At 54.5% G+C, this 25,335-nt stretch carries 17 protein-coding genes and 2 pseudogenes; 3 read left to right on the forward strand and 16 right to left on the reverse strand.

Annotation, left to right across the window (positions count from 1 at the left end; translation table 11 throughout):
- From ACNQ0W_RS03620 to ACNQ0W_RS03670, 11 genes and pseudogenes are all read right to left on the reverse strand, one after another.
- Window positions 1-619 (reverse strand): annotated as a pseudogene (locus tag ACNQ0W_RS03620) (hypothetical protein); the annotation flags it as partial.
- Window positions 620-624: 5 nt separating this feature from the next.
- On the reverse strand, window positions 625-2,796 hold the full coding sequence (locus ACNQ0W_RS03625; RefSeq protein ID WP_063254501.1) for a hypothetical protein: 2,172 nt from the start codon (window positions 2,794-2,796) through the stop codon (window positions 625-627).
- 14 nt (window positions 2,797-2,810) lie between these two features.
- Window positions 2,811-5,252 (reverse strand): type VI secretion system Vgr family protein, encoded by a 2,442-nt coding sequence (locus ACNQ0W_RS03630; protein ID WP_080454682.1) that lies wholly within the window; start codon window positions 5,250-5,252, stop codon window positions 2,811-2,813.
- Complete coding sequence (gene tssH, locus ACNQ0W_RS03635) at window positions 5,249-7,894, reverse strand: type VI secretion system ATPase TssH (RefSeq protein ID WP_062932964.1); 2,646 nt, start codon at window positions 7,892-7,894, stop codon at window positions 5,249-5,251. Before tssH ends, ACNQ0W_RS03630 begins: the two co-directional genes overlap by 4 nt.
- A 173-nt stretch (window positions 7,895-8,067) precedes the next feature.
- Entirely contained in the window at window positions 8,068-8,559 is a 492-nt protein-coding gene (gene hcp, locus ACNQ0W_RS03640) for a type VI secretion system effector Hcp (RefSeq protein ID WP_009653685.1), read from the reverse strand.
- Between the two features lie 5 nt (window positions 8,560-8,564).
- Window positions 8,565-10,271, reverse strand: a complete 1,707-nt coding sequence (locus ACNQ0W_RS03645) for an OmpA family protein (protein ID WP_048244276.1) — start codon at window positions 10,269-10,271, stop codon at window positions 8,565-8,567.
- Entirely contained in the window at window positions 10,268-10,957 is a 690-nt protein-coding gene (tssL, locus tag ACNQ0W_RS03650; RefSeq protein ID WP_062932963.1) for a type VI secretion system protein TssL, short form, read from the reverse strand. The genes ACNQ0W_RS03645 and tssL overlap by 4 nt, the downstream gene beginning before the upstream one ends.
- Window positions 10,954-12,294, reverse strand: a pseudogene (tssK, locus tag ACNQ0W_RS03655) (type VI secretion system baseplate subunit TssK). Before tssK ends, tssL begins: the two are co-directional and overlap by 4 nt.
- A 15-nt stretch (window positions 12,295-12,309) precedes the next feature.
- Entirely contained in the window at window positions 12,310-13,845 is a 1,536-nt protein-coding gene (gene tssC / locus ACNQ0W_RS03660) for a type VI secretion system contractile sheath large subunit (RefSeq protein ID WP_023324775.1), read from the reverse strand.
- A gap of 40 nt (window positions 13,846-13,885) precedes the next feature.
- On the reverse strand, window positions 13,886-14,377 hold the full coding sequence (tssB, locus tag ACNQ0W_RS03665) for a type VI secretion system contractile sheath small subunit (RefSeq protein WP_003856899.1): 492 nt from the start codon (window positions 14,375-14,377) through the stop codon (window positions 13,886-13,888).
- Between the two features lie 614 nt (window positions 14,378-14,991).
- A complete protein-coding gene (locus ACNQ0W_RS03670; protein WP_062932961.1) occupies window positions 14,992-16,608 on the reverse strand; it encodes a peptide ABC transporter substrate-binding protein in 1,617 nt (538 codons plus the stop codon).
- A gap of 183 nt (window positions 16,609-16,791) precedes the next feature.
- Here ACNQ0W_RS03670 and mpaA point away from each other — a divergent pair, with 183 nt between their 5' ends.
- Entirely contained in the window at window positions 16,792-17,505 is a 714-nt protein-coding gene (gene mpaA, locus ACNQ0W_RS03675) for a murein tripeptide amidase MpaA (RefSeq protein ID WP_023324777.1), read from the forward strand.
- On the opposite strand, the gene ycjG is transcribed toward mpaA, so the two are convergent.
- A complete protein-coding gene (ycjG, locus tag ACNQ0W_RS03680; RefSeq protein ID WP_047637249.1) occupies window positions 17,496-18,461 on the reverse strand; it encodes an L-Ala-D/L-Glu epimerase in 966 nt (321 codons plus the stop codon). The two genes, mpaA and ycjG, sit on opposite strands and share 10 nt — an antisense overlap.
- Window positions 18,462-18,567: 106 nt before the next feature.
- On the opposite strand from ycjG, the gene tpx reads away from it, so the two are divergent.
- Window positions 18,568-19,074: a thiol peroxidase gene (gene tpx, locus ACNQ0W_RS03685; RefSeq protein ID WP_003856889.1), complete on the forward strand. Its 507-nt coding sequence runs from the start codon at window positions 18,568-18,570 to the stop codon at window positions 19,072-19,074.
- A gap of 34 nt (window positions 19,075-19,108) precedes the next feature.
- Here tpx and tyrR read toward each other — a convergent pair whose 3' ends face one another.
- From tyrR to ACNQ0W_RS03700, 3 genes are all read right to left on the reverse strand, one after another.
- Window positions 19,109-20,650 carry a transcriptional regulator TyrR gene (gene tyrR, locus ACNQ0W_RS03690; protein ID WP_003856887.1) on the reverse strand — a complete coding sequence of 514 codons (1,542 nt, stop codon included), beginning with the start codon at window positions 20,648-20,650 and terminating at the stop codon, window positions 19,109-19,111.
- Between the two features lie 111 nt (window positions 20,651-20,761).
- Window positions 20,762-21,814 carry a YcjF family protein gene (locus ACNQ0W_RS03695; protein WP_062932960.1) on the reverse strand — a complete coding sequence of 351 codons (1,053 nt, stop codon included), beginning with the start codon at window positions 21,812-21,814 and terminating at the stop codon, window positions 20,762-20,764.
- Entirely contained in the window at window positions 21,811-23,208 is a 1,398-nt protein-coding gene (locus tag ACNQ0W_RS03700) for a YcjX family protein (protein ID WP_047719510.1), read from the reverse strand. The genes ACNQ0W_RS03695 and ACNQ0W_RS03700 overlap by 4 nt, the downstream gene beginning before the upstream one ends.
- 155 nt (window positions 23,209-23,363) lie before the next feature.
- Between ACNQ0W_RS03700 and ACNQ0W_RS03705 the strand changes: the two genes are divergently transcribed.
- The gene (locus tag ACNQ0W_RS03705) at window positions 23,364-24,374 is read left to right on the forward strand and encodes a LacI family DNA-binding transcriptional regulator (RefSeq protein WP_062932959.1); all 1,011 of its coding nucleotides are present in this window, start codon (window positions 23,364-23,366) and stop codon (window positions 24,372-24,374) included.
- Window positions 24,375-24,407: 33 nt separating this feature from the next.
- Here the strand turns inward: ACNQ0W_RS03705 and ACNQ0W_RS03710 are convergent, their stop codons facing one another.
- The gene (locus ACNQ0W_RS03710) at window positions 24,408-25,322 is read right to left on the reverse strand and encodes an OmpG family monomeric porin (protein WP_062932958.1); all 915 of its coding nucleotides are present in this window, start codon (window positions 25,320-25,322) and stop codon (window positions 24,408-24,410) included.
- Window positions 25,323-25,335 lie beyond the last annotated feature (13 nt).

Here is a 25,335-nt window from a genome sequence, read left to right on the forward strand (position 1 = left end):
CTCGTGGGCTCGGAGATGTGTATAAGAGACAGTCTTTAGAGAGCTCTTCATTTTTATCATCAGGGGAATTAATGCCAGAGCCACATAGAGCATTATTTTTATGTATCAAACAGAAATAAATGCTCTCACCTAGAGTTCCATCTATGAGTTTCGCCATACTGTTCACAGCCATAAAACCAGATGCATTTTTACTTTTTACCTGCACTAGGGATAGATGATTTATCTTTCCATTTTTTACATAAGCTGTGTCTGGTATTAGTTTCCATATCTTATTCTTATAATCATAAACAATTTTATTATCAGTACTACTAACACTAATTCCTTTAGTGTTTACTTGCTGTGTATCATATCCCGCTTCAAATGCCTCACCAGAATATAAACAACTCCACTCTGATATTGGCGATTTTTTTTTAAAGTACTCATCCTCTGACAATGTAGGGAATTTGTAATCCCTGAAATGCACATTACATGCATCAAAACTGGATGACGAAGAGATTTCTGCGTTAGAATCTGAAGTCAATGCTCTGGTTACTGAAGTATTTTCAACTTTAGCTTCAGGAGCAGAGGCCATAGCGAAGGAACTAATACTGAGAAAAACCACTATATATAACAATTTCATATAATTTACGTCCTATGATTATATCCTTCTGGAAAGTCCAAAACAAAACTTCCAGAAGCATTCGGGAATGTATTTTCAGTTAGAATAGCAATGGCAACTCCGTAGGCACAGCATCTTGAATCGAATCCATTTAGTGAGCGATGGTAAAGTGAACCGATCCTTCCAGGTAAATTAACTGCGGCACTTGCTTTCCAAAAACTAGGACTTCGGTAGTAATACTTAATTCCTAGATTTGAATTAACAGAAACCCTCTCTAAAACATGCTCCTCATCGGCATATTTAGCCATCTTATTTTTTACCCAATAAAACCCAGCGCTATCTGCAGCTAATGTACCTTGTGAATCACTAACCTCGCTCCTTAGTCCTATAAACTCTGTTGGAAGCGTAGGGAAGTGGCGATCTTGCAATGTCGCATTAGATCTATTCGCAGGTGGTTGTGCTGCAATTAATGCATATGCGTCAACCAAACTTCGTTTTAATTGATCCTGAACTACCTTGCCAATATATTTAAAATAATTTAGATAGTTTTCTGGATTAGTTAATTGCAAAAAACCGCGTCCGTACCACGGGGCGTACCAGAGGTTACTGCCATTTCCTTCATGAAGGGTACTTAACCAGCCTGTTTCTTGTATTGCATTACCTAAAAAGCAAGAAATCCTAAAGGGCGTATTAATACAATACTTTCTCATCGAGGAATTTAAATTTGAAATCTGGTTACTTAAAATTGAGCCCGGCGTTCTTAAATTCGTATTAATTGCCTCCCAAACAAACCGATCTCTGCCAGATTGCCGCAGTGCATGGCTAGGTACTATTTGTTTCATTTCACAGAAACTTAACCATCCACAGTTTCTAAAATGTTTAATGAATGTTTTTGGCTCAAAATGCCACAGCCTTCCATTACTCAATGCTCCGGAATCAAAGCACAACGCTTCTGCATAAGCCTTAAATTTTGCATAATCTCCTTCCGTCATCGGAGCACGCTTGTCATTCCCCGTTTTCAGCCATGAAAAACGGGTATCGAACGTACTTTTTTCCCATTCGAACGGGAAATGACAGATTAACTTTCCACACTGATTATTGTACTCACCGTCCTCCTGCAGTTTCCTGATTATGGCTGAGCTACACTGACTATTACTGTCAGTATCGTCATCAACCAGCTGCCAGCCCGTCCAGTGAGGAAAATCAGCGTCACTGAATTTTTTAATATTCGGATCAGCGAGATTGACCACCCCTTTGCCACCCGGATAACTGACCGTCATCCATAATGGCGCATCTGCCGGTACCAGCGTTTCATGCTCCGTATTGATCACCCGGCCAAAACGAAGCAGCTCAAACCCGGCGCTGGGGCTTTCCTTATAATTCCGCATCGCGGTGTTATAGAGATTATATTCGTAGTCCTCTCCGTCAGCATTCACCAGAGGGTCGCCCAGCAGGTCATACTTCCCGTCAGTCTGCGTATTTTTCTGCCGGGTCACCATCGTGCAGCTGCCCTGTGCCAGCGTCATACTGGCATACAGAGGCGCACTGCTGGTATACAGCTCAGAAAGCCCGGTTATGGAAGTACTGTTATTTGCGGGTGCCTTATCATAAAACTTCGTTCCGGCCGGAAGATAAAAGTGAATATCTCCGTAAACGGCATCAGTCCGGCCATCTTTCGACACGTCCAGTTCACGGGTCGTTCTGCCCGCCAGCTTGCTGATATTGTTGTCATCACAGAAAATCTGGAAATGGAATTCATTCCGTCCACTGCACGTGCCTGAAGAGCCCAGGGGGGCTTTACGGTATATTTTTGCATCCTGCTTTATTTCTGCCTCCAGAAATTTCATATGCATGCACAGTGAATAGAATACGACCTTCCCGTCATCTCCGCTTCCTGTCTCCGTTTCATGCTTCAGCAAGACATAGCCGTCATCTGTCGGTCCGAGATAATTGAGTGGTTCTGCATCTTTAGACGACGATGGCTGGCGGAACGAAACAACTACGCCATCAGCAATTGCCCGTATTTTTTCATTAGGCATTCCTTCGTCTGTATGTGTTATGTGAACACCTCCATGCCAGGATTCTGCTCCGTTCAACGGGAATCCCTGGTCTGGATTAACCGGCATCATTGCGCCAGTCCAGTCGGCATCAGACTGGGATGCAGTTCTGTTTCTCAGAAACGGTGGGCTGATAATCATGTTATGACTCCGTGTCAGGAAAAAAGGAAATAACTGGCTGGCTCTGCTGCTTCCGGAGCAGCAGGGCCAGTACCCGGGACATCTTCGTCTTTGTCTGGTTTTTCTTGCTGGTTGTTACCGGAGCTGGCAGGTTCTGCTGCTATCGGGGCAATACTCGGGAAATCTTCTGGTTTATTTGCCTTCTGCTGCCGGTCATAAAATCCCGCCCGTGTCCGGTAATCCCCGAGCGTCGCCGCCTCAATCGCATTCACATCCAGTGTGATATAACTCCCGCCGCCGTTCAGCGTGATCTTCTTCTTCGCAAGGATTTTGATTTCATCTTCCGTGCTGACGATGCTGATTTCCTTGCGGGCCAGCAATGCCATCAGGTCGTTCTGCGCCTGTACCTGCACCGGCCCCTGGTTCGCGATAAGCTTTATGCCCAGCTTGCGCACAAACACGCTCAGGGCACTGCCCACCCCGATGAACAGATTTTTCACCACGCTGACGTCCGCATTTTTACCCGCCGTGGCAATCAGGTTCTGCCCGGCCGAGACCTGCAGATGGTCTCCGCTGGTCAGTGCGATACCGTCCGGTGCGCTCATCAGCAGCACCGATTTTTTAAGGTCCGTCAGATGCTGCTCCAGCAGTGTGATTTGCGCCTGAAGGTCTGCCGGGTTCGCGGTCGCCTGCTGCGCATCACCGGAGATGGATGTCATCTGCTCCCGGGCATCGCCGAGATTGCTGACCGCCGGCGCCATCTCCAGCACCTGGCCCTGCGCCTTCGCCTGGCCGTCAGCACTGATAAAAATCCCCTTCTGCGCCCGGATGGCACCCCGGCTGTCCGTCCTGAGCTCAAACCCCTCACCGCGCTTCTGCCTGTCGCTGTCAACCAGGTGGCCGAGATTCAGCTGGCTCTTGCCGCCGTACTCCGTGCTGACCTTGATATGCTCTTTCCCGCGCTCGTCGTCGAGGCGGATTTTGTTGTTCGCCGGCGTGCGCAGCACGTTACGCTTGTAGTTGCGGATGGTGACGTGGTCGCCGTGCGCCGAGTCGTGCAGCACACCGGCAATGTACGGCCGGTCCGGGTTGCCATCCTCAAAACCAATCGCCACCTCGGTACCCGCCAGCAGCGGCAGGTGCAGGCCGTAGGTATTCCCGGCGTACGGCCGGGACTGACGGACCCACAGACTTTCGAACCCGGTCTCCCAGTTCTCACGGTCAAACAGCATGTTGACGCGGTAGCGGCCGTCTTTGTCGATATGCCCGTAGGTGTCATTTTCAGTGGTACTGGTGACGCGGGCCGGTAAGGTACCGGCCATCACCGGACGTGAACCAGGTTCCGGGCGGAAACTGAAATCCGGGCTGTCCGGGATACCGTCAAACCTGACGCAAAAGTCCGCATCACGCTGCGCATGGCTGTGCATCGCCGTGACAACCACGCCCTGCGCAAACACCTCCGCCACTTCATACCCGCCGGTGACTTTCAGCAGCATACCCGGAGAGAGCACCGGGCAGCTGGTGAAGGCCACGGTCTGCGTCTGGCCATTCAGGTAGCGTTCGTGACGGATGCGGGCGTAAAACGCCCCGGACTCCGGTGCCGGGTTGCGGTCATACGCGCTGCCCGGCGTCAGGTAGTTATCCGCCCAGTGATAGGCCTCACCGTACGTGGTGACATCCCCGCGGGTCGCATCCACCAGCGTGTTCATATCCTCCGAGGCCTGACGGTAGTTGTAGTCGCGGGTGCTGACCTCCTTCTGGACCACCTTATGACGGCTCTCCATATCCCACACCGAGTCCACCCCCTGTGAGTGCTGCCCGGACGGCGGCACCGACGGCAGCGTCAGGCCTTTCTCATATCCCTGCTGGCTGTCGTAAAACTCCACCACGTCAATGTTGAGGCGCGTGTCGGTGGTGAAGCGGAACCAGATACCGACCTCACCCAGCAGGCGGGTGATAAAGTGCAGGTCGTCCTCAGCGTACTGCATCACCTGCTCACGGCGCGGATACTCTTTTGAGAGTGAGAACAGGAAGTCCTGGCCGCGCATGCCGTGGCGCTCGCGCAGGATTTTCTCCACAATCTGCGGGACGGACATGTCCTGGTAGATGGCGTTCTGGTGCGAGCGGCTGAGCAGGGCCAGACGCGGCTCAAGCGTCACTGCGTAACGGGTTTCATCCTTTGAGGTACCCAGGCGTTCAAAACCCGTGACCACGCCCTGAATCACCCGCACCGGCTGCTGTATTTTGATGCCGTAACCCTGGTCAACCGGGGCCTGAAGCGTCAGGGAAGCCGCTTTCATCAGCATCATCTCTTTGCTGATGGCATGGTCCGTGCTGGTAAACTCAATACGGTAGCTGAAGGGTGTGCTCAGGGCTTCATCACCCTCAAACGCCAGCACATCAAGCCCTGCATCGCAGCCCTTCACCGAAAGCAGGTGATGGCTGTGGCTGAATCGTAAGGGAAGATTACTGCTCATGGACGCTCACCTTCTGTCCGGTCAAACTCGAGCACTATGCCCTCTTCCTCATCCCAGCCGAGCGTCAGGGTATGCGGCTTCTGCCCCGCTGCCATATGGCTCAGCAACTGCTGGCTCAGCACCGGCAGGATCTGCTGGTTCAGCAGGCTGTCAACATTGCGTGCCCCGGTGTCCGGCAGCAGGCAGGCATCGGTCAGCGCGTCATACAGGCTTTCGTGGATATCGGTCTTCATACCGTAGTGACGGTTGAGGCGTTTACTGACCTGCGCCAGCTTCATCTCCACAATGGTACGCATCGCTGCCTGCGCCAGCGGACGGTAAATCACCGTCTGGAAGCGCGCCAGCAGCGCGGGCTGGAAGTGGTCCCGCAGGACAGGACGCAGCAGTTCATGCAGGTCCGGCTCTGTCGCCTCCGGCTGTTCCTCCAGCATCTGCATGATGAGGTCGCTGCCGAGATTGGAGGTCATCAGAATCACCGTGTTGCGGAAGTCAATTTCCCGCCCCTCGCCGTCGCGCATGACGCCCCGGTCAAACACCTGGTAGAACAGGTTCATCACGTCCCGGTGCGCCTTTTCCACTTCATCCAGCAGCACCACGCTGTACGGGCGCTTACGGACGGCTTCGGTCAGAATGCCGCCCTGACCGTAACCCACGTAGCCCGGCGGTGAGCCCTTGAGCTGCGAGACGGTGTGTGGCTCCTGATATTCCGAGAGGTTGATGGTGATAAGGGACTTCTCGCCGCCGAACAGTTCATCGGCCAGCGCCAGGGCGGTTTCGGTTTTGCCGGTGCCGCTCGGCCCCACAAGCAGGAACACGCCCTGCGGGCCGTTCTCCGGCGCCAGACCGGTTTTGCTGGCGCGCAGGCGCTGCGCAATGGAATTCAGTGCACTGTCCTGACCGACGACGCGTTTCGCCAGACTGTGCTCAAGGCTCAGCAGTTCCGTCTGCTCGTCCTTCATCAGGGAAGAGAGCGGTACGCCGGTCCAGTCGGCGATAACGGTGGCGACGGTACGCGCGTCCACATCCAGCCCCAGCAGCGGGGTATTCTGCTGCACGGCAGTAAGCTGCCTCTGAAGGTCCGCAATCTCTCCCTGACGGGAGATATCCGTGCGGCAGGCAAGCAGTTCTTCCGTCAGTTTCAGCTCCTGGCCGTACTGGGCTTCCCGTTCGTCGAGCTGCAAAATGATGGCGACTTCTTCCTCTCCGATGGCGGCCAGACGTTCGCCGTGACCGGTATTGCCCACCGCGATATCCTCCAGCAGCGCCTGCTTCTCCATAGCAAGGGCCGTGAGATGCGCCTTCATGCGGGTCAGCGGTTCCGGAATAGTGTCGAGGCTCATACGGATACGGGCAGAGGCGGTATCCAGCAAATCCACCGCCTTGTCCGGAAGCTGGCGTCCGGTCAGATAGCGTCTGGAGAGCGTGACGGCGGCTTTAACCGCTTCATCGGTAATATGCACGCCATGGTGCTCCGCGTAGCGTGACTTGAGTCCGCGCAGCATCAGGCAGGCGGTGTCGTCGTCCGGTTCATCAACTTTAACCATCTGGAAACGACGCTCCAGCGCGGCGTCGCGCTCAAAGTACTGTTTGTACTCGCTCCAGGTGGTGGCGGCAATGGTTCTGAGCTCACCGCGGGCGAGCGCCGGTTTCAGCAGGTTGGCCGCATCGGCGCCGCCCGCCTGGTTACCGGCGCCGATAATGGTGTGCGCCTCATCAATGAAGAGCAGAACCGGCAGGGGTGACTGCTGCACCGCGTCGATGATGTTTTTCAGGCGCTGCTCGAATTCCCCCTTCACACCCGCCCCGGCCTGTAACAGGCCGAGGTCAAGGGTGCGTACCGAGACCGGCTTCAGCGCGTCCGGCACATTGCCCTCATGAATGCGCAGCGCCAGTCCCTCCACGAGCGCGGTCTTGCCGACTCCCGGTTCGCCGACCAGAATCGGGTTGTTCTTGCGGCGCCGGGAAAGAATGTCCACCATCTGGCGGATTTCATTGTCGCGGCCATAGACCGGGTCGATTCTGCCCTCACGGGCGCGGGCGGTGACGTCGAGGGTGAACCTGTCCAGCGCATTCTGCAACGCCGGGTTCAGCTCTCCTTTTATATCCGCGTTCACCGGACGGCCGACAAACTCCACCTCATCACCCTGCGTAAGCTCCGCTTCCTGCTGCACCTCCGGGCGTTCATCCGACTGCGCATCCAGAAGTCCACGCAGGCGCTCAAGCTGGCTCTGCGCCAGCGTCAGCAGCGGCCACAGGCCGTCGCAGCGCAGCAGTTTCGGTTTTTCCACCAGAGCCATCAGGAGGTGAATGCTGCGGATATGCTCTTCCCCCGCCAGCGAGGCGTGCAGCCAGGCGTCCTGCATCAGTGACTGCACGCCCTCCGAAAGCTGCGGACGGCTGCGCACTGACCGTGGCAGGCTGTCCAGAAAACCCAGCATATCCTGCCATATCGTATCCATATCCCATTCGTAGCGCCGCGCCAGCACCGTCAGGTCGCCCTCACCCTGCTCCAGCAGTTTCAGCAGCCAGTGCTCAGGCAGGATTTCCGCATGGGCGCGGGTCTGGCACAGGGAAGCGGCCCCTTCCATCGCGCGGGCACAGTAAGGGTTAAGACGGCGTAACAGGATGGCTGGATTTTCCATGAGACTCTCTCTTTATCAGTTCCGGACACGCTACCGCCCGTCGCTGTTCCCTGTTATTCAGGAACCCAAAGCGCATCAGGTCGGGCAGGCAGATTGTGTTTTTCTTTGCTGACCACCCGTCAGTACAGGCGCTCAGCAAAAAAAGCAGACGGCTGACCGTCTGCTCGGGGCTCTTACGCAGTGGCGCGTTCGTTCCAGGAATCGGAATGAATGATGTTGCCGTCCTTGTAGGTCCAGGTGATTTTTTCGTAGCGCAGTTCAATCTGCTCGAGGTGGTTGTGCTTCTCGAAAGCGGGATCCTTGATGTCATGCATCTTCGGATTCACTTTCACCAGCTTCACGTTCTCAAGCTTCGTGTTGAAGTACTCCACTTCCTGGCCTGCGTCATTGATTCTGTACCATTTGAACTCGGCAGATTTCAGGGTCTGGCCGGTCGTCACCGCCTTGTACAGGTACGGGCTGGAGGAGTCGATTTCCTTGGTGAACAGGAACGGGGTGTGGATACGGGTGCCGGTCAGTTTGCCGGTATTGTTATCGGTCGGGATGTACAGGTTGTGCTCCTGGGCCACCACTTCGATACTGCCTTCACGATCCTGAACGTCCACGGACCCTTTGATGTCCGCGCCGCCGTCGTCCTTCAGCCACAGATAGACTGGAATTGCCATGTTAATTACTCCGTTACATTGTTATCAGCGCCATCATCCTGCGATGACGCATGGGTCTTGCCCGGCGCCTGACAGGCATTCGCCTGCGGTACCAGACTGATTTCGACACGGCGGTTGAGCGCACGCCCTTCCGGGGTGTCGTTGGTGGCGACAGGACGGCTTTCACCATAGCCCTGCACCGCAAAACAGCTTTCCGGCACGTCGCCGGTATCCCGCATCCAGTCGCGTACCGACTCCGCGCGCTTAAGCGACAGCACCTGGTTGGACTGGTCATCCCCGGTGCTGTCGGTATGGCCCGCCACCACAATCAGCCAGCCGGGCTTCGCCTTGATCCCCACCAGTGAGTTCACCAGCAGCTTTGTTGAGGCGGGTTTAAGCGCCCACTTTCCGGTATCGAACAGCGACATGCTGTCGAGGCGGACAATTTTCGGTGCCGGTTTGAGTTCCGGTTCAGGCGGCGGAGGCGGAGGCACATAAGAGCGAATCGCATTCAGCACTGGCATACGCAGACGTCCGCCCTGATACAGGCCTAGACTCAGCCGGGCCGGTACGCCGTTACGTGCATGGTCGTCCAGCAATGCCGCATCCTCGCGCAGCACGGCAACGGCGTCAGCTTTCGGCCCGGAGTCATTCATCGGTATACGTTCATAGCGTGCAATATCGAAGCTCACGCGTTGCAGCAGCTGGCGATTATTCCAGCCACTGCTGAGTAGCGCAGCAATGGCTGCCAGCGTGAAGATTCCGAGCGCACCGCGCCAGGTTCGTCCATGCGGTGTCAGGCCTCGTCCTTCTGGCAGTAAAGGGAGGACAAAATTCGGGAACAGGGAAATAACCGTACTGTCCGTTCCCGCCGGCTGCCAGCCAGACACCTGCTGCATCGCAGTATGGCGGGACAACCACGCTGTCCAGACAGAGGTGGCCATGCTTCCGGCCAGGATCGGACCCAATCCCCACAGAACCGCAACAGGTTCAATGACAGGAATATCGGGGTTTTCATCCATAAGGACAGCCTGGACGTGCTGTTGGAACCAGCTCATCAGGCTGTTCATCAGCACCTGTTGCTGCATCGCAGGCGTTCCGCCAGTATTAACCCATTCAGCAACTGAGCCAGGCGCTGAAGTCCCACTCCAGACCTTTACCCCTTCTCCCAGGATCGCCGTCTGCCAGAGCATGTCATTCATCATCGCACTGCCGACCTGTCCATTCAGAACCAGTGGCACAGAATGGCCGGTTGCTTTACGCAACCGACTAATCTGCCAGCGCAGGGCAAGCAAACGACTGGTAAGGCGCTCACTATCAGGGTGCTGCTGCGGACAAACACTGACCATCACTGACAGCTGACGTCCCCAGTCGGGGCGCAACCACAGTACCTGACGGGCGGCCTGCTCCAGTTCCAGATGATCCTCCACACGGATCCAGCAGCCCTGCGTGACAGTAAGTACAGGTGACTGATGCGGCCAGGCAAGCGGCAGATCGCCACAGACCAGTACCACGGGCTGGCAATAATTGGCTTCAGGCAGGTCCTCCAGACACAGGGTGAAATCGTGCTGCACGCGACGGCAGGCGACAGCCCAGAACGCCATGATTAGCCCCAATACCGCCAGCAGGACGAGAACGGAAACCAGCCGGGATGCTGGCAGAAACCACAGGCAGACCACTGCACTCAGCAGGGCAGCCCAGAGCGCAAGCCCGCGCTGTTGTGCAGGGCTCATTTCACAGCTCCCGGCAGCAGGGTAAGCAGTGTCTTATCCAGCCAGCAATCCAGTCCCCACCATAATGCGGTGACCACCACCACACTCAGGCCAATGCGCACGGGCCATGATGCCAGCCCCCCCCCTATCCCCCGTCCGGCATGGCTTTCCGCCAGAACGGGATGGGGTTGTGAATAGCTGAACGGCGCAACATATTCATTAAGTGCATTCATGAGTTTCTGCCGCTCAGGATCGTTCAGGGAGCGGAAGTTGCCGAGGAATCCGAGCATCATGACTCGCTGGAAGCAGGTCACAACGGCGTGGTCAGGAGCCGGTTCACGCAGCACATCACGCATCCGATCGCATAACGTGTCACCGGCGTCCATAGTGCCAAGGAAATATCCCTGTAGGGGAATGTCATACCACTGTATACAGGCGTCATCCTCCACACCGCGACCTTTGACTGCCTCATCAAGCAGCGCACACTGTGCCGTAAGAATATGCTGGCAGCTGGCTTCATCGAGTTCGCTCGCTTTCAGTTCTCGCTGCACACGCCCGACATCATCAATGCAGCGCTCCCAAAGCGTACGCCCTTCCCCGTCCTGGAATGTCGGGCCGTGACGCAGACTGATCACCTGTAGCCAGGTGTCCTGTAACAGGGCATCAATATCAATGAACGCGGCAGTAGCGCGTTTACGATCATTCATGTTCTCAGTACCGCAAAGAGTTCAAGTTCAGGCTCGGCGAGCATTCCCGGAACGTAAAACATACAGGTGCCGCTCTGGAACATTTCGATGGCCAGGGGATGAGAGACATCAAGGCTGAAATACTGATTTTCCAGACGCAGTGGAATGGCTGCCGGCACATGGCGCAGCGGCATCAGAGGGACGCCCACCCGCGATGAATTGACGATACTCCTGACATGATCGGGACTGCCGACCTTGCACTGGCGCGGGAACTGCTCCTGCAATTGTGCCACCGGCATCGGTGAACGCACGGAGAGGTAATAATCAGCGCCTTCGCGCAGACGTGGATCATGCAGACGGGCCTGCCAGAAGTGAAGCCGGTCATCATGCTCAAGCTCAATCGCCACCACCCGCGATGGCAGGCTGGCTTCCAGAAGATCGCCAAGTAAATCAAACAGCGGCGGGAAGACGTTATTCAGTTGCTCATGCTGCCATGCCGGGATCGCACTGACCTGATGCTCCAGCGAGAATGTCAACAGGCTGCCTGCAAGCCTAGCCAGCTCCGGATAGAGACGCTCAGGCGGGCTTTGCGGGTGGCGCTGAAACTGACCCAGCACGGGCTCAGCACTGTTCAGGGCATTGAGCAGCCAGAACAATCAAACATCGGCTACGGCAAAATCCGCCATGCGCTCATTACTTTCCCGGCGCATGTCCATCAGGCGGCCCAGACGGGCGCGCAGTTGCGTCAACAGTTGCTCAAGCTGGGTCATCAGCCAGCGGCTGCCCAGCAACGCCAGCAGCGGCGGAAGGTATGCCTCATCAAGTGCCCAGTTCCCTTGCGAATCTTGTTGCAGGCGGGCAACCGGACAGGTCAGGTAATCGCTGTTGTTCTGATGGGCAAATCGCAACGTCAGCTCTGGCCGCATCACTGCAATCTGGCGGGTGTCATCGCCAAAAAGGTTGCGGACATCCCGCCAGCGCTGGCGATAGCGAACAGGACGCGCGGCCACCTCATCGGGCTTAAGGCAGTTGCCACCATTCGCGCGCAGCAGCGGAAGAGCCAGAACCACCACCACGTCCTGTGTTTCACTCTCAAGCGCCAGCACTGGTGGCAGGTCGTCAGCATTATCCGTATCGATTAATGTCCCGTCAGGGAACCGGAGGTGCAGATGACGGGCCTGTAGACGGCCCAACTTCAGTACATCCGGTTCGAAAGTGGCATTAATCACCCCCCAGGGATGGGAAAGACCCAGTCGGGCGATACATTCCGCAGACCAGGCCGCATAGGCGGCCTGTTGCTGGAAGTGCTGGGGAGAGACCATCTGGCCCCTGCCCCATAACGGTTGTTCCGTTTTCATGCTTCCTGCCTTACGTTACGCTTTCGCTTTCGGCATCTGGCTCACCAGAGACAGGTTCACATCCATGCCTTCCACCTGGAAGTGCGGCACCGCAAACAGCTTCACGCGGAAGAAACCCGGGTTGTCTTCGATATCTTCCACCACCACCTTCGCGTCACGCAGCGGATGAGAAGCCTGCAACTCATCGCCCGGATCGGTCATTTCCGTCACCAGACTACGCACCCAGGTATTCAGCTCCAGCTCCAGCAGACGGCGGTCCTTGGTGGTGCCGATGTTTTCGCGCTGGATGAGCTTCAGGTAGTGCGCAATACGCGACAGCAGGAAGATGTACGGCAGACGGGCGTTGATGCGGCTGTTGGCCGTGGCATCTGCGGTGTCATACAGCGCCGGTTTCTGCGCGGAGTTTGCCGAGAAGAAGCAGGCATAGTCGCGGTTTTTGTAATACGAGAGCGGAATAAAGCCGAGGTTGGCAAACTCGAACTCGCGGGTCTCCGGGATCATCACCTCTGACGGGATTTTCACCTGGTTGCCGGTGCCCAGATCGTACAGATGAATAGGCAGGTCTTTCACCGCCCCGCCCGCCTGCGGGCCACGGATCTGCACGCACCAGCCGTTATTGATGAAGCTCTTCACCATGTTTGACGCGAAGGAGAACGACGCGCTGGTCCACAGGTATTTCTCGTGATCCGGGCCTTTCACCTGCTCAACGTAGTTAAAGCTGCGTACAGGTACGGTGTCCGGGCCATACGGCAGACGCCCCAGCACGCGCGGCATCACGAGGCCGATGTAGCGGGCGTCGTCGGTGTCGCGGAAGGATTTCCACTTGATGTACTCCGCGCGGTCGAAGTAGTTGCCGATATCCTTAATTGCAGCGACCTCTTCCATGGAGTCTTTCAGGAAGAATTTCGGACCGACAGAGCCAATAAACGGCATATGTGCGGCAGCTGACACTTTAGAGATGTTGCGCAGTAGCGCCACATCCTGCGGGCTGGCGTCAAATTCATAGGATGAAATCACGGAGCCAATCGGCTCGCCGCCCGGGGTGTCGTATTCGGCGGTATAGGTGTGCCAGTAGAGGCCGCTCTGGATAAGTTCCGGCGCGTCTTCAAAGTCCTGACGCAGATCTTCTTTCGACACATCCAGAATTTCGGTTTTCACATTCTGGCGGTAGTCGGTGCTGTCCACCAGCTGCTTCAGGCCGCGCCACAGGGATTCCACCTTCTGGAACTCCTGGTGATGCATTACGGCATCCAGCTGACGGCTGATCTGGAAATCCAGCTCAGCGATATGGTGGTCAATCAGCGTTTTATCGAGCTTCTCCACCGGCTGACCGGATTTGCGGATGCAGTCCATAAACACCTGCATCGCCGCCGTCAGGCGTTCACCCGCCGGAGCGTCAGAAAGCGCGGCGTCATCCAGAAACGCATTGATATCCCCCAGGCTGGAGGCCGGGGTCAGGTTGATTTTTTCAAACAGGGAGGCGTAAACGCCCTCTTTTTCCAGTACGGTGGTCTGCCCCTGCGCGGAGGCGGTTTCAGTATTCACAGACATCAGCATATTCCCGGTTAATCCATTAAATTACACATGCCGCTTATTTCGGGGCCAGTGCACTCATTTCGTCGCGTAATTCCTGAGACAGCGCCGGGTCTTTAAGAATTTTCTCGAGTTCTTTTCTGAAAGTGGCGTTATCAAGGAGATTGGATTTGAGGTCGCGTAATAAATTACGCATGGCCAGCATGGCGCGGAGCTGGGGGATCTGGCGGGCAACCTGTTCAGGTTCGAAATCCTTAATATCGGAAAAATTCAGTTTTATGCTTTCTTCCGAACCATCCCCGGCCATTGTGTTAGGAACCGTCAGATTCACTTCCGGGTTAAATTCCGAAAGTACGCTGTTGAAGTTATTTTTATTGACGTTAATTTTCTCCCTTTCCGATAATGGGCGATTCTCTTTTCCATTACTGAAATCACCGACGGTGAGGAGTTTAAGCGGCAGTTCGATTTTCTTCTGCGCGCCACCTGTATGCAGAGCCAGCTTTAAGTTTATGCGTGCCTTGGGCACCTCATTCTGGAATGAATCGGCCATAGCAGTCCCTTTATTTAAAAGAAATAAATGTTAAGTGAGTGACGTTTCTTTACAAAACCATATTAGAGCAAAAGCCCATTTAAAATCAACTTCTCAGATCAAAGATCTACCATTGGACTTTTCTTAAGAATATTCCACTAAATTATTGTACTCATAAATGCCATAGATACATGACATACAGTAAAAATTAACCATTTATTCACATTAATCTGGCAGGAATGACTGCTTTGTTTGGAAATATTGAACTTATTGTTCCATGAGGTTGAATAATTGATTTACATCAATGCATTTATTAACACGCCCCGTAACAGCGCAGAGAAATAAGGTTTTAATTCAATAAATGGCCTGAATATGAAAAAATCCTGTATCGGACAAATTTAATCTTGAAAACAGTAATGACTATACTGCTACAGGAATGGCGAATAAATGACTACGCGTTTTTCGATAAACGGGAGAAAGAATCTCTCTGAAGATATTCATCATGACAATGAGTGATGGGCTGATATGAAGGGGATATTCGGTAATAACCAGGCTGTAAAATCATGCCCCCTGAGAGCGGGCGCTTATGCAGTTAATGGATGTTTACCATAATCACGTAGCGCCCTGACCTCTTTTTAATGCTTTTCAATATACATTGTACGGCTGTACGCAACATCCTCTGGGTTATTTATCGGATAACCTTTAACCCATGGCTTGATGAGACGTCCATTGGTGTACTGATAAATAGGGGCAATCGGTGCTTTCTCGGTGAGGATCTTCTCGGCCATGTTGTAGTCGGCATTACGCGCTTTTTCAGTGGTTTCGAGCGTCGCCTGATGAATAATCTTATCGTAAGCAGGATCGTTGAATCGTGAGATATTCCCGCTATGGGAGGAGGTCAGCAGCGACAGGAATGTCGACGGCTCGTTGTAGTCCCCTACCCACGATGCACGGATGACGTCAAAATTCCCGGTATTGCGGCTGTCGATGTAGGTTTTCCACTCCTGATTCTGCAACTTAACGTCAACACCCAGATTTTTCTTCCACATGGATGCGACGGCAATCGCGATTTTCTGGTGGTTTTCAGACGTGTTATACAGCAGCGTTAATTTTAGCGGACGCTGAGGGCCATAGCCTGCCGCCTGCAACAATGTTTTCGCCTGCGCATTCAGCTCCTGCTGCGACATCTGCTCCAATGGCGAGGTTTCCGGCGTAAAACCCGCAGTGACATCGGGAGTAAAATGCCAGGCCGGTTTCTCGCCGGTCCCCAGGACTTTTTCCGCCATAATACGTCTGTCGATAGTCATGCTGAGCGCGAGACGTACGCGGGCATCCGCGGTTGGGCCTTTTTGCGTGTTAAACGCGTAGTAATAGGTCCCAAGCTGTGGCGGTGTATATACCTGTCCCGGAATATCTTTAAGCAGCTTCTGGTACATGTTTTTCGGAAACGATTCTGTAATATCGATATCGCTCGCCAGATAGCGTTTGGTCGCCGAGGACTCTTGGTTGATCGGCACAAAGGTGACTTTTTTAAGCACCGTCCTGGCGTTATCCCAGTAATGTGAATTTGGCTCAACCACCAGTTTTTCATTCACCACGCGATCTTTCAGCACATACGCACCGTTGCCAATGAGCGCGCCAGGCCGCGTCCATTCCTTACCGCTTTCCACATTGGCCTTTTGAACAGGATAAAACGCGAAGTTAGCCGTCAGATTGCTGAACCAGGGCAGCGGTTTGTCAAGCTGCACGCGCAGCGTTTTAGCATCCACCGCCGTCACGCCGAGCGTATCCGGAGCAGCTTTGCCATCGATAATGGCCTGGGCATTGTTAATGCCCGCCAGCGCCGCGAACCAGGCGAAAGGTGACGTTGTTTTAGGATCAACCAGACGACGCCAGCTATAGACAAAATCGTGTGCCGTCACCGGGGTACCGTCAGACCACTTAGCGTTATCCCGCAACGTGAACGTCCAGACACGATTGTCATTGCTCTGCCAGCGCGTCGCCACGCCGGGAACTAACTCCCCTTTTTCGTTCTGATTCACCAGCCCTTCATAGAGGTCGCGGATCACCTGTATCTCGGGCAACCCCACCGCTTTTGCCGGATCGAGCGAAGCGGGCTCATCTTTGATATGTCGAACCAGCTCCTGCTTTTGCGCCAGAACCGTTCCTTCGGGAACCTCCGCGGCATATGAAAGTGAAGAAAGCCCGCACAGCCACAGCGCAGTACAAAGAAGCGAAACAGGATGCTTCATACGATCCCCTTAATGATGTCAGGTAACAGGCAGATGCGTAATTATTTGTTTCGAAACGGAGAAATGCAAATGCTTCCTCCGGAAAGTTGATGTCAGGCAATTTTCCATACACACGGAAACTATTTGATTAAGCGCGGCTTTTGCACAACACTGCCAGAAGTGACTTTATCATCAGGGTTTACTATGGCAACTACCCGACCAAGAACGGAACGCGGCGCCTTCCCGCCCGGAACTGAACATTATGGACGCTCATTTTTAGGTGCGCCGCTGATCTGGTTTCCGGCCCCCGAGGCCGATCGCAATAGCGGCTTAATCATTGCAGGCACGCATGGCGATGAAAACTCGTCTGTCGTGACGCTCTCGTGCGCGCTACGTACGCTGGCCCCCGATTTACGACGTCATCATGTGATTTTGTCCGTCAACCCGGACGGTTGTCAGCTTGGATTACGGGCGAATGCACGCGGCGTTGACCTGAACAGGAACTTCCCGGCGGCAAACTGGCGCGCCGGTGAAACGGTGTATCGCTGGAACAGTTCGGCGCAGGAGCGAGATGTGGTCCTGCTCACGGGAGACAAACCCGGTTCCGAACCGGAGACTCAGGCGCTGTGCCAGCTTATTCATAAGATCCACCCGGCCTGGGTTGTCTCTTTCCACGATCCCCTCGCCTGTATTGAAGATCCTCGTCATACGGCGCTCGGACAGTGGCTGGCGGATGCGTTTGCTCTACCTCTGGTGAGCAGCGTTGGCTATGAAACACCCGGGTCTTTTGGCAGCTGGTGCGCGGACCTCAGCCTTCACTGTATCACCGCTGAGTTTCCGCCCATCTCCTCGGATGAAGCGAGCGAAAAATACCTGCGGGCGATGACAGATCTCCTGCGCTGGCAGCCTCAAAGATGAAGTACGCCGGAGGTAAAATTCAGCGCGGGTGAGACGTCAACCGCCAGCCAGGTTGGGCCGTCCAGATCGGCAAAGCGCACGCTGTTCACCAGCGGGAGTGCAGCGCCGATCGCTCTGGACGTACACAACATACAGCCCAGCATCAGAGCAAAGCCTTGCGCCTGCGCATCTTGTGCCAGAGCCAGAGCCTCGGTTAATCCACCTGTTTTATCCAGTTTAATGTTCACCATTTCGTAGCGTCCCTCGAGGGCTGACAGGCTCTCACGGGTATGACAGCTTTCATCTGCACAGACGGGAAGCGGATGAATAAAATTCGCCAGCGCGGCATCGTCTTCTGCCGGGAGGGGTTGCTCAAGCATGGCAACGCCCAAATCGGCAAGCAGCTGACAACGGGCTGCCAGCCCTTCGCTATGCCATGATTCGTTCGCATCGACGATAAGAGTGGCATCAGGCACCGCCGCACGAATGGCGACCATGCGTTCGCTAATCAGACGATCGTCGAGCTTCACCTTTAATAAGGTTGCACCGGTGGCATATAACGCCTGAGCGCTGGCGGCCATTTGCTCTGGTTCACCGATGACCACCGTTTGCGCGGTGACGATCGATTGCGGCAGCGCAACGTCCAGCAGCGCAGGCAGCGGTTTTTGTTGTTTCGCCGCTTCCAGACTCCAGAGTGCGCAGTCAATCGCGTTGCGTGCCGCGCCGGCCGGCAACCGAAGCTGAAGAGCCTCACGCGTCAGGCCCGCCTGCAACTCGGGCACCACCGTCATAATTTGCGCCATGACTGACGCCAGGCTTTCTCCGTAGCGAGGATAAGGGGTACATTCTCCGACGCCTTTTACGCCGTCCTCTTCACATTCAACCACGACCACGCAGGCCTCATTACGGCTGCCGCGCGAGATCACAAACGGGGTGTGCAATGGCCAGGCTTCTTCATAGACCTTAACGCTTCTCATCACTGACTCCTTGCAGGCCGGAAAGGCAGAAAATTGGTTTGCCGTGCTAACTGCGGATGACATACACTAGCCACGACGTTAACTATTTGTAAACAGGAAGATATCTATGTCACAACTCGTTCATTTCCAGGGCAACCCGGTTGCTGTTGCAGGTTCCATCCCACAGTCTGGCAGCAAAGCACAGCCTTTTACTCTGGTGGCTAAAGATCTGTCTGACGTCACGCTGAGCCAGTTTGCTGGCAAACGTAAAGTCCTGAACATTTTCCCAAGCATCGATACTGGCGTTTGCGCTGCATCAGTGCGTAAATTCAACCAGCTGGCGACCGAAATGGACAACACCGTGGTGCTGTGCATTTCTGCTGACCTGCCGTTTGCCCAGTCCCGCTTCTGCGGCGCTGAAGGCCTGAGCAACGTTATCACCCTTTCCACTCTGCGCAGCCCGGATTTCCTGGAAAAATACGGTGTTGCCATTTCCGAAGGCGCGCTGAAAGGTCTGGCTGCTCGTGCGGTGCTGGTGATCGATGAAAACGACAACGTTGTTTTCAGTGAGCTGGTCAACGAAATCACTACCGAACCGGATTACACCGCTGCACTTGAGGCGCTTAAAGCCTAAACGTAAAAAAGCCTCTGCAAAGAGGCTTTTTTATTTATTCGTCACCCTTCTTCTGATTTAACCCATACTCGCGCAGCTTATTCGCAATCGCGGTATGTGACACCCCAAGACGTTTAGCCAGCTTACGCGTGCTCGGATAGCTGCGATAAAGCTGCGTTAACACTGAACGCTCGAAACGGCTGGTGATATCATCCAGCGAGCCTTCCATTGCCTCTTCGCCTACCGAGACCGTCCCGGCATCGTAATCCGGCAACAGAATATCCTGAGGGCGCAGTTCATACCCTTCAAGCTGAGTTAATGCGCGATAGACCGCGTTTTTAAGCTGACGAATATTGCCCGGCCAGCCGTAACGCGTCAGCACGGTGCCCAGGTCGGCTGAGAGCTTCGGACGCGGTACGCCCTGCTCATCGGCAAAACGGGCCACAAACAGTTCTGTCAACGGCATGATGTCCTGCGGGCAATCGCGCAGCGGCGGAATATTGAGCGTCAGAACGTTGAGACGATAGTAGAGATCTTCGCGGAATACCCCTTTCTGCACCAGCTCCACCAGGTTTTTCTGGGTAGCGCAGATGACGCGCACATCCACGTGTACTTCATGATCTTCCCCCACGCGGCGAAACGTGCCGTCATTGAGAAAACGAAGCAGTTTCGCCTGCATGCGTGGCGACATTTCGCCAATCTCGTCCAGCAGCACCGAGCCGCCGTTCGCCTGTTCAAAGAAGCCTTTTTTGCCTTCCGGCGCATGCCCGAACAGCTCACTTTCCACCGCATCTTCAGGAATAGACGCGCAGTTCAGCGCCAGATACGGTTTTGCCGCACGCGGGCTGGCCATGTGCACAGCATGCGCCAGCAGATCTTTCCCCGTACCGGTATCCCCGGTAATCAGCAGCGGCGCCGTAAGATTTGCCAGCTTGCGCGCCTGGTCGATTACATGACGCATCTTCGGGCTCACCGCAATAATCTGGCTGAATGCGCCGACGTCCTGGCTGGAAAGATTCTGTAACTGGCGTCCCATGCGCACCGTGGAGCGCAGCATGATCACCGCGCCGGTGAGCACCCGCGCGGCATTTTCCCCTTTCAGGTAGACCGGCGTGATCTCCATCAGGAAATTCTGTCCGTTGATAACGACATGCTCGCTATGGGTATTTTGCGGGTTGCTGTCCAGCCAGCGCTGGAAATTAAAACCGGTAATCAGTTGCGTGGCGTGGTGCCCGATAAGTTTTTCCTGAGTCTGCGCAAACAGCTGGCAGCTGGCCTGGTTAACGCGCTCGACTTTATTTTTCAGATCGAGAGAGAGAAACGGCTCCGGCATTGCTTCCAGCAGCGCGCTCAGCGCAAGATGTTCCCGCTCGGACGGCATCCAGGGGATGGTGCGTACATCCGTAACGCCAGCGATACGGCGGATTTCCGCCATCAGGCTACTGAAGGTATTAAATTCAATTTCGGCAAAATTGAGGTAAATTCGCCCGACAGGGTCGATCTCTATGCCACGTAAATCAATGCTACGTAAAACAAGAAGATCGAGTAACTCGCGGGTCAGACCGAGACGGTCCTCACAAAAGACTTCCAGACGCATGGGAAATTCACCGTTTAAGCCAATAACAATAAAATGATATGTCAGATCACGGTGTTCGGGAAGGTGGCTGTCAACAAATATTGACAGCCCGCACGATTAGTAAACAAAACCTCACTGAGCAGGTTTTTTATTGAGCGTCTCTTTAAGCTGACCAATTAATTCGCGACGGAAATCCCCCAGCCGCGGCTTATCATCATCGATCCAGGGGAGTGGACGACAAACCTCCATCGCTTTGATGCCCAGGCGTGCCGTCAGCAGACCGGCACCAATCCCCTGCGCCGCCCGGGCAGAGAGACGCGCCGCAAGATCCTGCGACATCCAGTCCATCCCGACCTCCCGCACAAGTTCGCTTGCCCCGGCGAAGGCGATATTCAGCAATACCAGTTTGAACAGGCGCAGTCGGCTGTAATAGCCAAGCTCAATACCGTACAGTCTGGCGATGCGGTTGATCAGGCGCAGGTTGCGCCAGGCAATAAAGGCCATGTCCACCATTGCCAGCGGACTGACGGCGATCATCAGGGTGGATTCCGCCGCCGAGCGGCTGATCTCACGACGAGCCTGCGCATCCAGCACCGGCTGAACAATGTGGGCATAGAGCGTGACCACTTCCTGATCATTCTGGGTTTCGTGGATCGCCGCATACCAGCGCTGAAGCGCCGGGTGAGAGTGATCTATCCCGGCCTGAGCCGCAAGCTTTTCACAAAAAGCACGCCCTTTTCCTGTGCCGTGACTGTGCAGCAGATCCCGCGCCTCATCGCGTTCGTGGGCACGCTGACGCAAACGCCAGAGGCGACGCCACTCGGTGACGACCGAGCCAACGCCCGCACCAACAATCAACGCCCCGGCGGCGCATCCCCCCAGCGCCACCCAGTCCTGCGTTTGCCAGGCATTGACGCCCCACTGCACGCCCTGGCCGATTACGCTCACACCAAAAAGGGCTAACCCGGCGGTCACCATCTTGCGCCACAGGCTGCGTTTCGGGCGCAGTGCCGCATCAACCACCGCTTCCGCCTGCCCCTCTTCAGCCAACGGCTCGTCTGCCAGCACGGGAGCAAAGTTGTCGGCCTGCGAGCCGCTGAAGGTTTGCGCCGTTTTAAACGCCTCATGCGGGGACTGCTCAAGCTGGCCGGTAAAATCAATGCGTGGTTTTAACGGTTCCGTCATCGCAATTTATCTCCAATTAAAAATTCCAGCGCGGCATCCAGACGGATATGCGGCAATGGCTGGTCAACGTTCATGCTCTGCGGACGGAAGGCTTCGAACTGAAAACCCTGGCTTTGCCAGAAAGCCTGGCCCGGCAGACGCGCCGGAACTTCCCCCGGATAGACCGTGAGCGGCTCACCGTCGCTGAGACGGTTGCCCCGCAGGGCCGGAATTTTCTCGCCATTCAGGTCAATCAACCCACTCTGCGTTGCCTGTACGGACGCCAGCCCCAGACAGTCCATGCTGATCCCTTCGAAAGCCGCATTCTGCCAGGCATCCTGCACCAGCTGTTGCAGCAGGGATACCATGTTGGCGTGCTGATCGACCGTCACATGGTCAGCTTTTGTGGCGGCAAACAGCAGCTTGTCGATGACCGGCGAGAACAAACGGCGAAACAGCGTACGCTGGCCATAATGAAAGCTTTGCATCAGCTGCGTCAGCGCCAGCCGCATATCATTGAACGCCTGCGGCCCGCTGTTGAGCGGTTGCAGGCAGTCCACCAGCACGATCTGGCGGTCAAAGCGTAAAAAGTGATTTTTATAAAAGCCCTTAACCACCTTCTCACAGTAATAATTGTATCGCTCGCGGAGCATACCGGCGTTGGTGGTCTTGTCCGCCTGCGCCAGTTTCGATTCGCCGATGCTGTCAACGTCCGGCCACGGGAAAAACTGTAGCGCGGGAGCACCGGCTAAATCGCCCGGCAGAACAAAACGGCCCGGCTGAATAAAATGCAACCCCTCCTGCTTGCACTGATGCAGGTAATCCGTCCAGGCTTCAGCTATGACGGCCAGACGGTTTTCATCCGCCGGTGCCAGCGGGTCCAGCCCTTCGCAAAGCTGGCGCCATTTGGTCGACCACGCTGCCCGCTGCCCCTGCAACAGACCGGTCATCTGTCGGGACCAGCTCAGGTAATCCTGCGCCAGCATCGGTAAATCGAGCAACCATTCGCCCGGATAATCCACAATTTCGAGATAGAGCGTGGACGTTTCTTTGAAGTGACGCATCAGGGATTCATTCGAGCGGAAACGAAGCGCAAGCCGGATTTCGCTCACGCCACGCGTCGGGGTGGGCCAGGCGGGAGGCTCCCCGTATAACTGCGCCAGACCTTCATCATAGGTGAAACGGGGGATGCCAAAATCACGTTGCGGTACGCGTTTCACCCCCAGCAACCGCTCCTCGCGCACTGCGCTAAGCAATGGCAGACGCGCCCCTGCATGCAGGTTCAACAGCTGATTGACCATCGCCGTAATGAATGCTGTCTTACCGCTGCGGCTCAGCCCCGTCACGGCAAGACGCAGATGGCGATCAACGCCACGGTTCACCAGAGAATTGAATTCGTTTTTAAGTCGCTTCATCGCCGTCCTTCATTGCCTGGAACCCTGAAAAAAGTCACTTCAGAATACAGTAAATTGGGGCAGATCGTTGATTATCAATTCTTAATTATTGCTATTGCCGTTTTTTCTCCAGTAAGATGGGCGCAATTGCTGTCCGTCTGGAGTGAGTAAGGTGTATGTCACCCACCATCTATGATATTGCCCGCGTTGCTGGCGTTTCGAAATCAACCGTGTCGCGCGTTCTGAATAAACAAACGAATATTTCTCCTGAAGCGCGCGAAAAGGTGTTGAAGGCGATAGAAGAATTAAATTATCAACCGAATAAACTTGCCCGCGCACTCACCTCTTCTGGCTTCGACGCCATTATGGTTATTTCGACCCGCTCAACCAAAACCACCGCAGGCAATCCGTTTTTCTCTGATGTACTGCATACCATAACGGCAAAAGCAGAAGAAGAAGGTTTTGATGTTATTTTACAAACGTCCAAAAGCAGCGAAGATGATCTGCAAAAATGCGTGGGTAAAATTAAGCAGAAGATGATCAAAGGGATCATCATGCTAAGCTCGCCAGCGAACGAATCTTTTTTCGCGACGCTGGACGAATACGGTGTGCCCGTGGTCGTTATTGGTAAAGTGGAAGGCAATTACCAGAATATCTATTCTGTCGACACGGATAATTTCCGCGACAGCGCCATATTAACCGACTCATTTATCAAACATGGTCGCACTAAAATTGCCTGCCTGCATGCCCCGCTCGATTATCACGTTTCTATCGATCGCCTGGCGGGCTATAAATCGAGCCTTGAGAAGCAGGGTATAGCGATTAACCCGGACTGGGTTATTGATGGCGGGTATACCCATGAAAGCGCGCTTCAGGCGGCCTGTCAGCTACTCTCTTCAGACAACCCGCCCGATGCGGTTTTTGCGACGGACAGCATGAAATTGCTGAGTCTTTATCGTGCCGCGGATGAGCTAAATCTGACGATCCCGGAACAGGTCGCAATGGCAGGATACAGCGACCCGATGCTATCTCTCATTTTAACCCCTGCACCAGGCGGTTTTGATATCCCCACGAGAAAGCTGGGCGAAGAGAGCTGCGATTTGTTGTTCAGGTGCATTGCGGGTAAACCTGCCCCGCATAAGGTATTGGTGGAAACGCATTTTTCAGATGCGGCTTCATTACGCTAAAAACCAGGGGCAAACGCCCCTGGTGAAGTGTTATCAGAACGCGTAATTCACGCCGATCCCCGCATAGTGGAAGCGATCGTTTTCGCCTTCGTCATGGTTTTCCCATTCGTAGGCATATTCCAGCGTCATGGAAAGGCCATTCGCAAAGTCGTAAGCGTAGAGCAGCCCCAGACGATTGAAATCATGCCCTTCACGTGTCGGATCGTCCTGCCAGTCCCAGTTTGTCCAGCGGTCAAGCCCAAGACGGGTATACGGCGTCAGGGTTGTCTGGCCTAATGAAACAGGCAGATACGCACGGATTTCCTGAGTGGAGAATTCACCGTTATTACGTGAACTGTCCATATTGAAACCCCGCTCTAAATAGTAATTAACTTTTGCAGAGACGGTTTCGTTAATTGTCCAGGTAAAACCGGTTTCCGTTTCAACACGGCTGTCAGAATAACCGGTTTTTGCGAGGTCATTCGCAAACTGGTACATGGCAAACCATCCGCCAAAACACCAGTCATCGGTTAATTTTACATCCCAGTCAGGTTGAATTTTATAGCGCTGCATATTCGCGCTGCCCGCTTTCGCGCCATCCTCGTCTTTGAAATGATAGCTGTAATTACGGAAACCTCCCGTCAGTCCCAGCGTGAAATCATCGGTACCAATAATACGATAGCGTAATTCTACTTCAGGACGATCGAAATAGGTGCCGCGCGTCATGCTACTGTAATCAACCGGCCCTTCCTGATACATAGCCAGCGAAATGGTCCATGCATCCCATGTGGCATTAAACCACACGGAGGGTTCATATAATCCATCTTTATCGTCGGCCTGACCTTCGACGTTTTCAATTTCATACATGGCGCCAATATTAAATTCCCACTGTTTGGCTGATTCAGTTGCTTGCGCGCAGCTCACCCCTGCGCACAGAACGAGCGCAGCACTTCTTAGTAGAGTACTCATTAAAATATTCCTT

This window comes from Enterobacter cloacae complex sp. 6730903, from assembly GCF_048283985.1.
In the GTDB taxonomy this organism is placed as follows: domain Bacteria; phylum Pseudomonadota; class Gammaproteobacteria; order Enterobacterales; family Enterobacteriaceae; genus Enterobacter; species Enterobacter hormaechei_C.

Coding starts and splice junctions, on each gene's coding strand:
- ACNQ0W_RS03670 (WP_062932961.1), bottom strand. CDS start 16,608: ATGAAGCATCCTGTTTCGCTTCTTTGTACTGCGCTGTGGCTGTGCGGG.
- tssL (WP_062932963.1), bottom strand. CDS start 10,957: ATGAATGATCGTAAACGCGCTACTGCCGCGTTCATTGATATTGATGCC.
- ACNQ0W_RS03625 (WP_063254501.1), bottom strand. CDS start 2,796: ATGATTATCAGCCCACCGTTTCTGAGAAACAGAACTGCATCCCAGTCT.
- ycjG (WP_047637249.1), bottom strand. CDS start 18,461: ATGAGAAGCGTTAAGGTCTATGAAGAAGCCTGGCCATTGCACACCCCG.
- ACNQ0W_RS03695 (WP_062932960.1), bottom strand. CDS start 21,814: ATGACGGAACCGTTAAAACCACGCATTGATTTTACCGGCCAGCTTGAG.
- tyrR (WP_003856887.1), bottom strand. CDS start 20,650: ATGCGTCTGGAAGTCTTTTGTGAGGACCGTCTCGGTCTGACCCGCGAG.
- mpaA (WP_023324777.1), top strand. CDS start 16,792: ATGGCAACTACCCGACCAAGAACGGAACGCGGCGCCTTCCCGCCCGGA.
- ACNQ0W_RS03705 (WP_062932959.1), top strand. CDS start 23,364: ATGTCACCCACCATCTATGATATTGCCCGCGTTGCTGGCGTTTCGAAA.
- tssB (WP_003856899.1), bottom strand. CDS start 14,377: ATGGCCGATTCATTCCAGAATGAGGTGCCCAAGGCACGCATAAACTTA.
- tssH (WP_062932964.1), bottom strand. CDS start 7,894: ATGGAAAATCCAGCCATCCTGTTACGCCGTCTTAACCCTTACTGTGCC.
- ACNQ0W_RS03700 (WP_047719510.1), bottom strand. CDS start 23,208: ATGAAGCGACTTAAAAACGAATTCAATTCTCTGGTGAACCGTGGCGTT.
- tssC (WP_023324775.1), bottom strand. CDS start 13,845: ATGTCTGTGAATACTGAAACCGCCTCCGCGCAGGGGCAGACCACCGTA.
- ACNQ0W_RS03710 (WP_062932958.1), bottom strand. CDS start 25,322: ATGAGTACTCTACTAAGAAGTGCTGCGCTCGTTCTGTGCGCAGGGGTG.
- ACNQ0W_RS03630 (WP_080454682.1), bottom strand. CDS start 5,252: ATGAGCAGTAATCTTCCCTTACGATTCAGCCACAGCCATCACCTGCTT.
- ACNQ0W_RS03645 (WP_048244276.1), bottom strand. CDS start 10,271: ATGAGCCCTGCACAACAGCGCGGGCTTGCGCTCTGGGCTGCCCTGCTG.
- hcp (WP_009653685.1), bottom strand. CDS start 8,559: ATGGCAATTCCAGTCTATCTGTGGCTGAAGGACGACGGCGGCGCGGAC.
- tpx (WP_003856889.1), top strand. CDS start 18,568: ATGTCACAACTCGTTCATTTCCAGGGCAACCCGGTTGCTGTTGCAGGT.